14 protein-coding genes and 3 tRNA genes are annotated in these 13,210 nt (G+C 37.2%); 4 read left to right on the top strand and 13 right to left on the bottom strand.

Translation table 11 applies throughout. The annotated features are described in order from the left end of the window. Positions 1-173: 173 nt before the first annotated feature. A complete protein-coding gene (locus IGL13_RS05480; RefSeq protein WP_002357803.1) occupies positions 174-785 on the top strand; it encodes a TetR/AcrR family transcriptional regulator in 612 nt (203 codons plus the stop codon). A gap of 55 nt (positions 786-840) precedes the next feature. Here the strand turns inward: IGL13_RS05480 and IGL13_RS05475 are convergent, their stop codons facing one another. The 8 genes from IGL13_RS05475 to IGL13_RS05440 form a co-directional block, all read right to left on the bottom strand. Further along, entirely contained in the window at positions 841-1,020 is a 180-nt protein-coding gene (locus IGL13_RS05475; protein WP_002357804.1) for a hypothetical protein, read from the bottom strand. 154 nt (positions 1,021-1,174) lie between these two features. Further along, a tRNA-Gln gene (locus IGL13_RS05470) sits at positions 1,175-1,246 on the bottom strand. A gap of 9 nt (positions 1,247-1,255) precedes the next feature. Further along, positions 1,256-1,336: transfer RNA gene (locus IGL13_RS05465), tRNA-Tyr, on the bottom strand. Positions 1,337-1,432: 96 nt separating this feature from the next. Continuing rightward, positions 1,433-1,666 carry a DUF2969 domain-containing protein gene (locus tag IGL13_RS05460; RefSeq protein ID WP_002357806.1) on the bottom strand — a complete coding sequence of 78 codons (234 nt, stop codon included), beginning with the start codon at positions 1,664-1,666 and terminating at the stop codon, positions 1,433-1,435. Positions 1,667-1,812: 146 nt separating this feature from the next. After that, on the bottom strand, positions 1,813-3,282 hold the full coding sequence (locus IGL13_RS05455; RefSeq protein WP_002357808.1) for a flotillin family protein: 1,470 nt from the start codon (positions 3,280-3,282) through the stop codon (positions 1,813-1,815). A 16-nt stretch (positions 3,283-3,298) separates the two neighbouring features. Then, positions 3,299-3,832, bottom strand: a complete 534-nt coding sequence (locus IGL13_RS05450; protein WP_002357809.1) for a hypothetical protein — start codon at positions 3,830-3,832, stop codon at positions 3,299-3,301. A 183-nt stretch (positions 3,833-4,015) separates the two neighbouring features. Continuing rightward, on the bottom strand, positions 4,016-6,652 hold the full coding sequence (locus IGL13_RS05445; RefSeq protein ID WP_002388781.1) for an FtsX-like permease family protein: 2,637 nt from the start codon (positions 6,650-6,652) through the stop codon (positions 4,016-4,018). Positions 6,653-6,661: 9 nt separating this feature from the next. Beyond that, the gene (locus IGL13_RS05440) at positions 6,662-7,363 is read right to left on the bottom strand and encodes an ABC transporter ATP-binding protein (protein ID WP_002360463.1); all 702 of its coding nucleotides are present in this window, start codon (positions 7,361-7,363) and stop codon (positions 6,662-6,664) included. Between the two features lie 160 nt (positions 7,364-7,523). On the opposite strand from IGL13_RS05440, the gene IGL13_RS05435 reads away from it, so the two are divergent. Then, on the top strand, positions 7,524-8,183 hold the full coding sequence (locus IGL13_RS05435) for a DNA/RNA non-specific endonuclease (RefSeq protein WP_002363828.1): 660 nt from the start codon (positions 7,524-7,526) through the stop codon (positions 8,181-8,183). A 13-nt stretch (positions 8,184-8,196) separates the two neighbouring features. Then, positions 8,197-8,583 (top strand): hypothetical protein, encoded by a 387-nt coding sequence (locus IGL13_RS05430; protein WP_002360464.1) that lies wholly within the window; start codon positions 8,197-8,199, stop codon positions 8,581-8,583. A gap of 43 nt (positions 8,584-8,626) precedes the next feature. Here IGL13_RS05430 and nagA read toward each other — a convergent pair whose 3' ends face one another. Together nagA and IGL13_RS05420 are read right to left on the bottom strand one after the other, a co-directional pair. Further along, a complete protein-coding gene (gene nagA / locus IGL13_RS05425; RefSeq protein ID WP_002357814.1) occupies positions 8,627-9,775 on the bottom strand; it encodes an N-acetylglucosamine-6-phosphate deacetylase in 1,149 nt (382 codons plus the stop codon). A 100-nt stretch (positions 9,776-9,875) separates the two neighbouring features. Further along, positions 9,876-10,703, bottom strand: coding sequence for a helix-turn-helix domain-containing protein (locus IGL13_RS05420; protein WP_002381942.1), 828 nt, complete (start codon positions 10,701-10,703; stop codon positions 9,876-9,878). A 177-nt stretch (positions 10,704-10,880) separates the two neighbouring features. On the opposite strand from IGL13_RS05420, the gene IGL13_RS05415 reads away from it, so the two are divergent. Further along, positions 10,881-11,057, top strand: coding sequence for a hypothetical protein (locus IGL13_RS05415; RefSeq protein ID WP_002357816.1), 177 nt, complete (start codon positions 10,881-10,883; stop codon positions 11,055-11,057). 65 nt (positions 11,058-11,122) lie between these two features. Here IGL13_RS05415 and IGL13_RS05410 read toward each other — a convergent pair whose 3' ends face one another. The 3 genes from IGL13_RS05410 to IGL13_RS05400 form a co-directional block, all read right to left on the bottom strand. Beyond that, a complete protein-coding gene (locus tag IGL13_RS05410) occupies positions 11,123-12,340 on the bottom strand; it encodes a pyridoxal phosphate-dependent aminotransferase (protein WP_002357817.1) in 1,218 nt (405 codons plus the stop codon). A gap of 246 nt (positions 12,341-12,586) precedes the next feature. After that, positions 12,587-12,670 (bottom strand) — tRNA-Leu (locus IGL13_RS05405). A gap of 68 nt (positions 12,671-12,738) precedes the next feature. After that, on the bottom strand, positions 12,739-13,200 hold the full coding sequence (locus IGL13_RS05400; RefSeq protein ID WP_033600782.1) for a SprT family protein: 462 nt from the start codon (positions 13,198-13,200) through the stop codon (positions 12,739-12,741). Positions 13,201-13,210 lie beyond the last annotated feature (10 nt).

Below are 13,210 nucleotides of genomic sequence, written 5' to 3'. Positions count from 1 at the left end.
ATTAAAATACCCCTTCATTTCCCAACAGTTTGTTGATTATTATACAAACTGTTTGTTATAATAGATATACCTATTTTAGAAAGGTTCTAAATGATTTGCAACAAGCAATTTACCCTATTTTGTGAGATAAACAACAAAGTTTCCGCGAATGTTGACTATCTCGAAAGGAATTTATGATGGCAAAGAAAACAGACCTTAGAGTACAACGAACCAGAAAAATGATTATTGAAGCTTTTTTTAAACTTGTAGAAACGAAAGGCTACGAAGCGGTGACGATTCAAGATATTGCTGATGAAGCTATGATTAATCGTGCGACTTTTTATGCTCATTTTAAAGACAAACAGCATTTATATGATGCAATCTTCACCTTTACGCTTAGTGCTTTTACCGCTATTCTTGATTCGCAACAACTGGTTAATGGCAACCGTGTCCGCGTGAAGCACATTGAAGAACTTCTGACGCAACTCTATATTAATATTCAAGAGAACAAATCTTTCTTCTTAACTATCATGGACAATAATTTCAACGAACACTTTCGAAAACGCTTAGCTGAAATTATCGAAGAAAAATATGCGACGATTTTTTCGCAGTTGCGTATTACCGAAAATGATATTGATGTACCGATAGATTTTGTTATTGAATATATGACCTCTATCTTCATCGGTACCCTTCATTGGTGGATTACTAGCGAAACGGATATGACACCCAACCACTTAGCCCAATTAGTTATCAAATTAGTTGGTAATGGTCATTTAACTGTCTTAGGCATCGAATTAGAAAAATAAAAACACCGGAGTAGACAATAATTTTGTCTGCTCCGGTGTTTCTGTTAAAGACGAATTAGTTTTTTGAACGCCATTTGATATTGTGGGCTGTATTTCTTGAAGAAGTGACTTTAACACCACTTTTGATGTTGCCTTTTTTACGAGGAATTAAGTCAACTTTGACATCATACTTACCATCGCGTGCTAAATCGTAAACATTTTCAACCATTTCTGTAATTTTTTCTTTAAAGTTCATTCTTATCAACTCCAGACTATTCTTTCTTAATACTTTAGCATATTCTTATATAAATGAAAACTTTTCTAGCCTGTACATGAGGAAAATCTTACCTCATTTTTGTTATATAATTATACAAAAAAAGAACATCTCTCTACCAGAAATGTTCTGAAAACTGGGGTAGCTGGATTCGAACCAACGCATGACGGAGTCAAAGTCCGTTGCCTTACCGCTTGGCTATACCCCAAAAAGAAAATGGAGGAAAGTGGATTCGAACCACTGAACCCTAAGGAACGGATTTACAGTCCGTCGCGTTTAGCCACTTCGCTATTCCTCCAAAAAGTCATTGTCGCTGTAACGACCTGACTTAGTTATAATACAATCTTTTCCAGAAAAAAGCAACCCTTTTTTTAAAAAAATTGTTATTTATTTTTTATTCACTTAAATTCCATTGACGAATAATTGTTTCAAAGGCTTCGTCCAGATTTTTTGCTGTACCTTCTTGCTTGCCATCAATTTCAATGATGAATTTTTTATCATTTTGCGGAATGACACGACCGATTTCTTTTTTACCAATAAATAATTTGTTCATTAAAACATTTGCTCCATTGTATTGGGCTTTTTCTTCTTCGACACGTACTTCAATATCTTTATTCTTTTTTGACATCTCTATCCCTCCAAGAACTCTATGTTATCAGAATCTTTGAAACAAAACAAGCACTCGCTATTTCTCTGTCAGCTTGTTCGTTTATCGTTTCAATGCAGCATTAAGGAGTAACGAAATGCGATTCGCTACTCCTTAAAGGCTGATTTCTATTCTTTTTCTGAACCTTCTGTTGCATGATAGTTCACGCTATTTGAGGTACCTTTTTTAGAAAAGTTTTCAATTAGCTCTTTCACGTCGAGGCCCGTTGTTTCTTTTAGTGTTTCTTGTGTACCAGCCAACAAGTTTGTTGCATAATTGGTAATACGGTTGGCGCCAGAATTTTCGCCACCTGCGCCTGTATCTACCACTGAAATCTTGTCGATGTTGCCCAATGGTTGTGCTGCTTCTTTCATTAATTGTGGTAACATTTCCATCACCATACTTAACACAGCTGCTTCACCATATTCTTTGAAGGCATCAGCAATCTTTTGTTTGGCTTCGGCTTCCGCTGCACCACGAGCTAAAATAGCTTCGGCTTGCGCTTGACCTGTTAAACGCGTTTTGTTGGCTTCCGCTTCGGCTAATGCTTCAACTTTGAAGCGTTCTGCTTCGGCTTCTGCCACTTCGCGTGCCTTTTGAGCAAGAGCTTCTTGTTCGCGTGCGTAACGATCTGCATCGGCTTTTTTCTTCACTTCTGAGTCGTATTGTTTTTCACGACGCGTAATTTCTTTTTCTTCTAACTCAATTTGTTTTTGACGTTCAACGACTTTGACTTCCATTTCTTGTTCCACCACGTGTTGTTGTGCACGCGCGCTTTCCAAGTTATAGGCTTGGTCTGCTTTGGCTTTGGCAATATCTTGTTCTTGTTTGTATAACGCTAATTTCAATTCTTTTTCTTTTGAAGCTTCTGCAATTTCTGTTTGACGTTGCAATTCCGCTTGTTGTGATTCTTTTTCTGCTTCCGCTTTTTTGATGCGAGTTTCTTTCAAGGCTTCTGCTTCAGCAATATCTGCATCACGTTTAACTTGAGCGATTCTTGGTTTCCCTAATGAATCCAAGTATCCATTTTTATCACGAACTTCTTTAATTGTGAACGACACAATAACTAAGCCCATTTTAGCTAAGTCAACACTGGCAACTTCTTGTACACTTTGGCTAAATTTATCACGATTTTGGTAAATTTCTTCCACTGTCATTGAACCTAAAATCGAACGTAAATGTCCTTCTAATACTTCACGTGCTTCATTTTCTAATTCTTCTGTTGTTTTTCCTAAAAATTGTTCCGCTGCTGTCGCAATTTCTTCAACTGACGAACCAATTTTAATGATTGATGTCCCATCACACATTACAGGAACCCCTTGTTCTGTGTACACTTCTGGTGTAGAAACATCTAATTTACTTGAAAGCAAACTAATTCGATTTGAACGTTGGAACACTGGTAAGACAAACGCACCACCGCCACGAACGATTTTAATTTTGTTGCCACCTTCGTCTACATGAACATTTTTAGAGCCTAGATAGCTCCCGCTGATAATTAACGCTTCATCAGGTTTGGCTGTCTGATATTTAGAAACAAACACAATTAATAACATTAATAATACTAAAACTGCAATAATAATCGGTAACAAAATCCCCATTTTCTTCTCTCCTACTCTATATTTTTAGACTGCCTTCGTAAGGAATGACATAACAAACCCGTTCTTTCAATTCAATAATCAATACCTCACTACCTCTTGGCGCAGCCACTTCTTGTGGCACATAAAATGCTGCTGGTCGACTTAACGAACCTGTGACACTCTTCAATTGAATCTCGCCCATTCCCCGGACAGGGATTGGGGTAATCACAGTAGCAACACGACCCTCCATGTCTTTTTCCGAAATAGAAATTGTGGCCTCCGAATTTTTCAAAGGGACCAACACATAAAAATTTAGGAAGAAAACAATAATGGTTGAAAGAATACCACTGACAATTAAAATAAGCCAACTATTCACCGCTGTTAATTCTTCCCCAAGGTACCCAAACAGCGAGGTAAAAGCAATCCATGGAATAATCAGCATTGGGTCCACCGGTCCATCAAAATTAAAAACATCCCCAAAAATAATTAGTAAAAAAGCGAGGACCGCGCTCCCCACTAATGCATAAAAATAAACCGTTTCCAATGGTAGACCTTCTAACACTTTTCCCACACTCCTTTCTGTGCTATAACCTAGTAATAGTGTACCAATTTTTAAATAAAAAGAGTAGTAATTTCCAAATAAATCTCAAAAGATACATCTTAAGACCTATTTTTTCTTAATAAAAGAAGCAACAATAAACGAGCAGCCCTAGAATTATCGAACTTCTACGGACTCCTCGTTTTTTAAAATGTTCTATTCATTTGATTTTAACGCTTCAATCATATTGATTTTCTTCAATTTTCGATGCATAATGACCATCACAAACAACGTGAAACACATGGTGATGACTGCGGAATACAGATAACTTGGCCAATGAATAATTGGCGAAAACATAATTAAATCAACTTCAACGGTTGCTAAAATATACTGATGCAAAATTTTCCCAAAGAAGCAGCCAACAATAATACCAATGAACGTTAAAATAATGTTTTCACGGTAAACATAGGTGGTGACTTCACGATCGTAAAACCCTAAAACCTTAATCGTGGAAAGTTCTCGAATCCGTTCAGAAACATTAATGTTGGTTAAATTATATAACACAATTAACGCTAAAGAACCAGAAACAGCAATTAGTACCCAAATGACAATATCAAGGCTTTTCAGCATATCATCAAACGAACCTTTCATCGCAGTTAAAAACGTAATGTTCAACACTTTCGGCTGTTTTGTCAACGCCTCTCCGATTGAGGTTTCTTGTTTTGAGGATAACTTTTTGTCAAAAAGTAGGAATTCTGTATTATACTCCGGCTTCTGTTTCGTCATCGTCTGGTAGAGTTTCGGCGTCATATAGACAAAATGACCCGTGTAGTTCTCTGCAATCGCGGCAATTTTCACGTGATAGGTTTGATTATCACTATTTTCTAAATTTAATTGATCTCCGACTTTATAGCCAAATAATTTAGCTAATTTTTCATTAATGATTACACCGTCATCGTTGAGGGAATATTTTTCTCCAGTGACTCGATCATTAAATAACTGAAAATCAGCCATTTTCGAAGGATCTTGTGGCACATAAAGAGTAATATTTTGAGTTGGTGCGCCTTTGCCCTTCGTTTTAAAGATTTCTGAATATAACGGAATTGTTTTATTCAAACCATCCAGTTTGCGCAACGTTTCTTGATACTCTTTTGTCTCTTCAGGTGTTGTTTGCTCTTTAAAAGTCACGACTGCTTGGTAATGCCAGATTTTATTAAATTGAATTGTAGCGACATCCACAATTGAATCGCGTAAACCAAAACCAACAATTAACAGCCCCATACAACCAGCTATTCCGATAACGGTCATCAGCATCCGTCGTTTATAGCGGAACAGATTTCTAGCGGTCACTTTTTGAATAAAGCTCATGCGTTGCCATAAAGGGCGGATTCGTTCTAATAAAATCCGTTGGCCTGCTTTCGGCGCTTTGGGTCTTAGCAAGGTAGCTGGGGTACTTAATAAATCGATTCTTAATGTCACTAAGGCCGCTCCCACAGTACAAGCTAAGGCTACAATGATGCCCCATAAACTGTAATTTAAGTACCACGGTGTAACTAAATCAGGAATATTGTACATTTGACCGTAGGCATCAAAAATTATTTTAGGGAATAGATAATAGCCAACTGCCAATCCTAATAATGCACCTGTTAGGCTGGCAACCGTTGCATAGGTAATAAAAATCGAAGCAATTTCACGATTACGATAACCTAAAGCTTTCAAACTACCAATTTCCATTCTTTTTTCTTCCACCATACGTGTCATGGTAGTTAAGCTGACTAATGCCGCAATTAGGAAAAAGAACAACGGGAACAGCGTGGCTAAAGAAGAAATCCGATCAGCGTTATCTTGATATTCAGAAAATCCTGGATTGTCTTCCCTAGTAAAATAATAATACGTTGGGGCTTTCAAATTGGCTAGCTCTGTTTCTTTTTCAGCCAACAGTTGTTCTTGTTTAGCCAATTCGTCTTTTTGCTTTTCAAGCATCTCAGCTGGAATTCCTGGTTGTTGCTCCAACTGCGCAAGCGCTTGTTTTCCCGTTTCCAGCGCTTGCCGACCTTGGTTAATGTCCGGCTGAGCCGAATCACGCAGAGCCGCAATCTGTTCTTCTGGCCGATTTTTCAGTGCCTCTTTTACCTGATTCAAGGCCTGCTCTCTTTTCTTTTCATAATCAGAGAAATACGTATTTTGATGTTTTAATGAACGAAATGAGATTAGCAATTCTGGATATCGTTGACTGTCAAAGGCTTTTTCCGAAACCACGCCAAAAAAGTTTAACGTTCCAGAACCGACCGTTGTGGTTCCCCTGGATGTATTATCAATATATTCTGCTGAATTGATAAATCCAACAACAGTAAAATGAGTTTGCGTCAGTCCTTTTTCTTTAATCGCTACATCGTTTAAAGTGATTTTATCACCCATTTTATAGTCATATCTAGTTTTCGCTAATGTATCTAATGCAATTTCATTTGTTTGTTTAGGTAACCGACCGTCAACTACTTGATAGTTAACCGATCCTGCTTGATTTTTTCGATAGCCAAACAATTTTACTGCATTATTTTGCGGCCCAATCGTGGCATCTATTGTATACCGCGGCACAACTGTTTCGACATCTTTTAAAGACTGTAATGTTGTTAAATCTTTCTTTTCCAGTCCCATTGTAGAAATTATTCGCGCATCTGGAAGCTGCTCTTTCTGGTAATAATTATTCGCGGTTTTAATCATATCTGGTCCAGTAGCTTTCAAACCAACAAAAACCATTACACCAAGGAAAATAATTCCCATAATCGATAAAAACCGTGTAGTAGATTGTCTAATTTCACGTAAGCTTGTTTTAATTAGCGCTGTTTTCTTCATTTTAGGCACCTACCATTCAATTTCAGCAACCAATTTAGGCTGATCATTCACAGTCATTTCGCGAACTTTCGCATCATTAATTCGAATTACCCGATCGGCCATTTCTGCAATGGCTGAATTGTGGGTAATAATTAAGACGGTCGTTCCAGTTTCACGAGCAGTGTTTTGCAAAATGGTTAAAATTTGTTTCCCTGTTTCATAATCCAGTGCTCCTGTCGGTTCATCACATAAAAGTAACTTGGGCTTTTTAGCAATCGCACGGGCGATGGTCACTCGTTGTTGTTCACCACCAGAAAGTTGCGCTGGAAAATTATCTAAACGTTCCCCTAAACCCACCGATTGTAAAACAGTGGTCGAATCCAACGCATCCGCAACGATTTGCGAAGCCAATTCGACATTTTCTTTTGCCGTTAAATTTGGGACTAAATTGTAAAATTGGAAAACAAACCCGACATCATTGCGTCGATAAGTGGTTAATTGTTTCTCTGAAAACTGAGCGATATCTGTGCCATCAATAATAATTTCCCCTTCATCACAGCTGTCCATTCCACCAAGAATATTTAAAACAGTTGATTTTCCAGCACCGCTGGGGCCTAAAATAACCGCTACTTCTCCTTTTTCCACTTCAAAAGAAATGCCGTCATTCGCAGTAATAGTTGTCTCTCCCATTTGGTAACGCTTGTATTCATTTTTGACTTCAATATAGGCCATCCACTATCCCTTCCCTTCTACATTAAAATAGTAACATATCTGAGAAAACAAGTCTTTCAAAGAAAAGCCTTTTTTGATTTTTTAGCAAATTTACGTATAATAGAAAAGATGGTCCACTTAAATTTGGACTATTGCAAGTATAAAATTAGAGGAGCACGTTATGGCAAACAGAAAGAAGAAACCACCATTTAATTCAACCATCATGCTGATTGGCGCATTAATCATTTTAATTTTAGGCGCGGTTGGCGTTAAAGTTCCTGATGCTTTACAAGATTTATTTAATGTTCAACCACAAACAACCACCCCCTCAAGCACACCAGCACCAAAAGGAGATAATCCTGGACCCATTGAAAATGGTAAAGCCACATTTTCAGCAGAGGAATTAAAGGATAGCTCAAACGGCTGGATTACTTATCATTCTCTAGATCGTCTAAAACGAGCGACAGGCGCTGATGCGCTATTAAAACCCGCAATGGTCAATACAGGAACTTCCGCTAATAAAGATATTCGACCAGCTGGTTTCATTTCAGGAAAAGCTAATCATTCGCGTGGCCACCTAATCGGCCGTCAAATGGGAGGCAGTGGTGATGATCCACGTAACTTAACCACCTTGTATCAGAATCCTGTCAACACTCCTTATATGACGAAATATGAAAATCAGATTCGGGCAGCTCTTGATCGCGGCGAAACCGTTCGTTATCGCGTGACACCTGTATATAACGGAAACGATTTGTTGGCTGAAAAAATCATCTTAGAAGCCAAAAGCCTTAAAACAAATTCACCCATTGATTTTTCAGTAACTATTTTAAACAAACAATAAGGAGGAACTTTCATTGGATTTTGAACAGCTAAAAGAAACATTACCCGATGCAAAACCACAAACATTTTTGCAAGCAATCCTCTCTCAACCTCAAGAAGAGGATGCTGAATTAACTTTCAGTGAAGAAATTGATGAACAGTTTGTCGAAAATTGTAAATTTTTAGCCTCTCCAGAAACCATTTCTGAAACAGATGTGGAACATTGGCGCAAACAAGAATTTTTAGTTGTCGCCCAAAGTTTAGATGGCGATTATCTAGCAGGCACCCTAGAGCAAACCTTTGTGATTCCCAGCTCCCTTTACAAAGAGGATATTGAGCAATTTGACAAGCAATTAATCGATTTTTTTATTGCCTACGAGAACAAAGAAATCACTTCTGCGATTTTACCAAAAGAATTATAAAAAAAAGCTTGCGGATAAATTTCCGCAAGCTTTTTCTTGTGTCTTATGCTCGATAACGTTCTACGCCATCTAAATAAGTGGCTGCTAATTCCATGGTTGGTTCTAATACGATAAAGTCAGCATCGCGACCATTTGCAATCATGCCGCATTGATCATCAATTTTACAGCTAATCGCAGGAACTAATGAAGCCATCATAATTGCTTGTGCAGGTGTTGCAATACCCCAATCAACTACATTTTTAATTGCTTCTTTTAGTTTTAAAATACTTCCTGCTAAGTTCCCAGTATCCAAACGAGCCGTTCCTTCTGCTACCACAACAGGAAATTCACCTAAATTGTAGTTGCCATCTGGCATACCGCCAGCCATCATGCAGTCTGTAATTAACGCAACGTGATCATGGCCCGCTTTTTCCATCAATACTTCAGCCGCTTGCGGATGTACATGGTGTCCATCACAAATTAATTCAGAGAAAACGTGTTGTAACGTTAACAATGCACCAACCATCCCTGGTTCACGGTGATTTAAGCCACGCATCCCATTATAGGCATGAACAAAAACGCTAGCGCCTGCTTCAACTGCCACATCAGCTTCTTCTAAGGTCGCATTACTATGGCCTAAAGCAACAACGACACCTTCATCTGTAACGGTTTCAACAAATTCTTTCACACCATTACGTTCTGGAGCCAACGCAATTTTCTTAATAATTCCGCCTGAAGCTTCTTGCCATTCGTGGAATGTATCAAGGTCTGGATCTCCAAAATAACTTGGATTTTGTGCGCCTTTATGTTCTTCAGTAAAGAAAGGTCCTTCAAAGTAAATCCCTTGAATTTTTGCACCAGGTACTTCTTGGTAGACTTGACCAATCGTACGTGCAACGTCTGTTAAACGTTCTTTACTTGAAGTTAATGTTGTTGGTAAAAATGAAGTTACACCACAAGATAACAAGCCTTCAGACATCACTTTAATGCCTTCTGCATCGTTATCCATTACGTCATGATTCATGTAACCATGAATATGAGTATCGACTAAACCTGGGGCAATCCATTTGCCTTCCTCACGAATAATTTTTACGTCCCCTTGCGGTTCATCCTTTGTATAATTACCAAAGATACCATCCGTGATTTCTAAATAACCAGGTCCTTTAACATCGCTTTTTAAAAAGAACTTGTCTGCAAAGATAAATGTTTTCATCTTCATCCTTCTTTCTTTATTTTACTTACTTCAAAAGTACTCTTAATCAGTACAAAAGTCAAGAAATGGTGTAGACCTTTTAAGCAATTCTGAGGATTTTTTAAAGATTGCCACTTTCCACGTTTTTCATTTGTTGTGCTAAGTTCAGATAACGTTCTGCTTCTTCATGTTTATTCTTTCTCATTAAAACTAAATATTTTAGATTTAATAATTCACTTAAATAATAATAACTATTTTTTTTGCGGGCCCAAGTAATTCCTTGATCCACATAAATTTCGGCATCTTTTTCTGTATAATTTTTGAATAAGAAATCAGCATAATTAAAAAATATTTTCGTTAATTCTGCATTACTGCGTTCATTTGGCAATTGATTAAAATAATGAATACTCAAACTTAAAAATCGTTCTGCTTCTACTCGATTGCCCATGTAACCATAAGTAGCACCTAGACAACTAATTAATTGAATCTCTAAATCAGAAACATTTAACTTATCAGCTTTATAGGTGAAAGATAACCCTTTACGCAAGCTAGCAATAGCTTTTTCATAATCATTTAGAACAAACAATTCACAACTACCTAAATAATAATAATATTTTTGCCAGTCCGTATCTAAATACAATTGTTCTTCAATACGATTTTCCTTTAAATAATTTAATAATAATTGATATTTTTTATGGCGAAAATATTCAGCCATTTTTTCAAATGAATACGTAACAACGTGCACATCACCAGATTTATAACGCATAATCTGGTCAACAGTCACACCTAAACGATCACAAAGTTGTTGCATTACGAGAACGTTTGGCAACTCTTCATTGTTTTCAATGCGACTTAAAACACTTTGCGAACAGATGTCTTCAGATAACATTTTCTGTGTCAATTTTCTATTTTTTCTAATTTCTTTAATAACTGCACCTAAAGAATTCATCACAATAGCTCCTATTTATATCGGCCATTTTCCTTGCAAAATGGGGATTTTGTCAAAATATGCGAATTCGCATTATGCTTTTATTGTACTTTATTGCATAATATACTGCAAGAACATTATCTAAGGTTTTCTTAGAAAATAAATAGGTTCATTTTTATTAAAAAGGAGTGTTATTGTATGGCCGAAGAGAAAAAGGTTCACTTCATTTGGGAAAAAACAAATTATTCAGGCTTTGTGGAGAAGGAGTATGAAAATTCTTATCTCATCGTAGTAGCAAATCCTAGTCCTGATATGGAAGAAAAATATACCAACCGAATGATTATTAGTAAAAAAGCATGTGAAACCGCAGAATAGTATTGTTGATAAAACAAGAACTACCAAAAAATAGCTTCGTTAGAGGCTATTTTTTGGTAGTTCTTTTATTTTTGTTTGTAGGTACTTAAAAATTCACGCATTTTATCTGCTGTAGTTTTTAAGTCTTCCATCTTCGGTAAATAAACAATACGGAAGTGATCTGGTTGTTGCCAGTTGAACCCACCACCATGGACTAATAAAATATGATGTTTGTGTAAGAAATCTAAAACAAATTTTTCATCATCATAAATGTCAAATTTGGCCGTATCAATTTTCGGGAAAATATAGAAAGCTGCTTTAGGCTTCACGGCTGATAAACCAGGAATATCATTTATCGCATTGTAAATAAATTCTCGTTGTTCGTAAATTCTGCCACCTGGCAAAAGTAAATCATCGACACTTTGATAGCCACCTAATGCGGTTTGAATGATTTGTTGTGACAATACATTCGAGCATAACCGCATGGAAGCAAGCATATTTAGCCCTTCGATATACCCTTTTACTCGTGATTTATCTCCACTTAACACCATCCAACCGCATCGGAAGCCTGCCACTCGATGTGATTTTGACAAACCATTCAATGTTACGACAAATAAATCAGGTGCTAATGTAGCAATCGGTACATGAACCAAACCGTCCATGACCAAACGATCATAAATTTCATCGGAGTAAATAATTAAATCATTTTGACGTGCCACTTCGACAATTTCTAGTAATAACTCTTTCGGATATAAAGCACCAGTCGGATTATTGGGATTGATAATAACGATTGCTTTTGTATTCGAAGTTATTTTTGATTTTATATCATCAATGTCTGGATACCATTCTGCTTGCTCATCACAAATATAATGAACGGGTGTACCGCCCGCCAAAGAAACAGAAGCAGTCCATAAAGGATAGTCTGGCATTGGCACAAGTACTTCATCGCCGTTATTTAACAAGCCTTGCATACACATGGTAATTAGTTCACTCACGCCATTACCAGTGTAAATATCATTAATCGTTACATTAGGAAATTTTTTTAATTGGCAATATTGTTCAATCGCTTTTCTTGCAGAAAAAATACCTTTTGAATCGGAATAACCTTCTGAATCGCGAACATTCACAATCATGTCGCGCACAATTTCATTTGGGGCATCAAAACCAAATGGCGCTGGATTCCCTGTATTTAATTTCAAAATACGTATGCCCTCTTCTTGCATGCGTTCTGCTTCTTCTAAAACAGGACCACGGACATCGTAACTTACGTTATTTAATTTATCGGATTTTTTAAAATTTCTCACACGGACTCCCTCGCTTCACAAATTTATACTCTAAAGTTACGCCAACTATAATGAAAAAGCAATAATAAATATCAGAATTTAATAAAAAATTGATGGTTTTTCCGTAATAAACAAGAGCGTGGGACAAAAATCACTTTGGATTTTTGCTCCACGCTCAAAAACTGATAAACGGCGGGAACAGAAGCAACTCCTTCTTATTTCTCGGAGTTAAACACTTCTGTCCCGACCTCTTGTTATACTAGTTGATGCAGATGATGGGACTCGAACCCACACGGACATCTGTCCACATGACCCTCAATCATGCTTGTCTGCCAATTCCAACACATCTGCATTTTAAGAGCACTTATTTATCCTAAAATAATTACTGGTCTTTGTCAAGATAACAAAGACCAGAATCGTTAGATTTGTTCTTTTTTCACTTGCCAGGACAAACGCCCATGACATTTTCCGCAGACATATCGTGTCGTATCAATTCGTCGTTTTCTGAGGATGACTTCTCCACAAGACTGACATTGGTACTGATGAAAAACTGCTTTTTTCCGTTCTACTAGAGGCGGTGCATAACGGGCACCGCCAGTCTTAGCCAATAACTCTTTAAAGTCCTTATCTTTATGCTGATAGCCTTTGCCAGCTAAATGTAAATGATAATGACATAACTCATGCTTAATGACTTTTTCCAGTTCCTCTTGTCCATACTTTAAAAAGACAGTTGGATTAAAATCCAGGTGATGCGAAGCTAAATGATAGCGACCGCCCGTAGTTTTTAACCGCCGATTAAATGTAGCTTGATGCAGAAAAGGTTTCTGAAAAAATACGATTGAAATTTTTTCCACTAGCGTTTGAAGCGCTTGATCTGTCATCAAGACTGGT

The sequence above is a fragment of the Enterococcus sp. DIV1937 genome (assembly GCF_050535975.1).
Taxonomy (GTDB): Bacteria; Bacillota; Bacilli; order Lactobacillales; family Enterococcaceae; genus Enterococcus; species Enterococcus faecalis.
The sequence above is the reverse complement of the archived record's forward strand: the minus strand, read 5'-3'. Positions and strand labels throughout refer to the sequence as shown.

Excerpts from the sequence above, each read along its gene's own strand:
- IGL13_RS05420 (WP_002381942.1), bottom strand. The coding sequence starts at position 10,703 with ATGAATTCTTTAGGTGCAGTTATTAAAGAAATTAGAAAAAATAGAAAA.
- IGL13_RS05435 (WP_002363828.1), top strand. The coding sequence starts at position 7,524 with ATGGCAAACAGAAAGAAGAAACCACCATTTAATTCAACCATCATGCTG.
- IGL13_RS05480 (WP_002357803.1), top strand. The coding sequence starts at position 174 with ATGATGGCAAAGAAAACAGACCTTAGAGTACAACGAACCAGAAAAATG.
- nagA (WP_002357814.1), bottom strand. The coding sequence starts at position 9,775 with ATGAAAACATTTATCTTTGCAGACAAGTTCTTTTTAAAAAGCGATGTT.
- IGL13_RS05440 (WP_002360463.1), bottom strand. The coding sequence starts at position 7,363 with ATGGCCTATATTGAAGTCAAAAATGAATACAAGCGTTACCAAATGGGA.
- IGL13_RS05455 (WP_002357808.1), bottom strand. The coding sequence starts at position 3,282 with ATGGGGATTTTGTTACCGATTATTATTGCAGTTTTAGTATTATTAATG.
- IGL13_RS05445 (WP_002388781.1), bottom strand. The coding sequence starts at position 6,652 with ATGAAGAAAACAGCGCTAATTAAAACAAGCTTACGTGAAATTAGACAA.
- IGL13_RS05475 (WP_002357804.1), bottom strand. The coding sequence starts at position 1,020 with ATGAACTTTAAAGAAAAAATTACAGAAATGGTTGAAAATGTTTACGAT.
- IGL13_RS05415 (WP_002357816.1), top strand. The coding sequence starts at position 10,881 with ATGGCCGAAGAGAAAAAGGTTCACTTCATTTGGGAAAAAACAAATTAT.
- IGL13_RS05460 (WP_002357806.1), bottom strand. The coding sequence starts at position 1,666 with ATGTCAAAAAAGAATAAAGATATTGAAGTACGTGTCGAAGAAGAAAAA.
- IGL13_RS05400 (WP_033600782.1), bottom strand. The coding sequence starts at position 13,200 with ATGACAGATCAAGCGCTTCAAACGCTAGTGGAAAAAATTTCAATCGTA.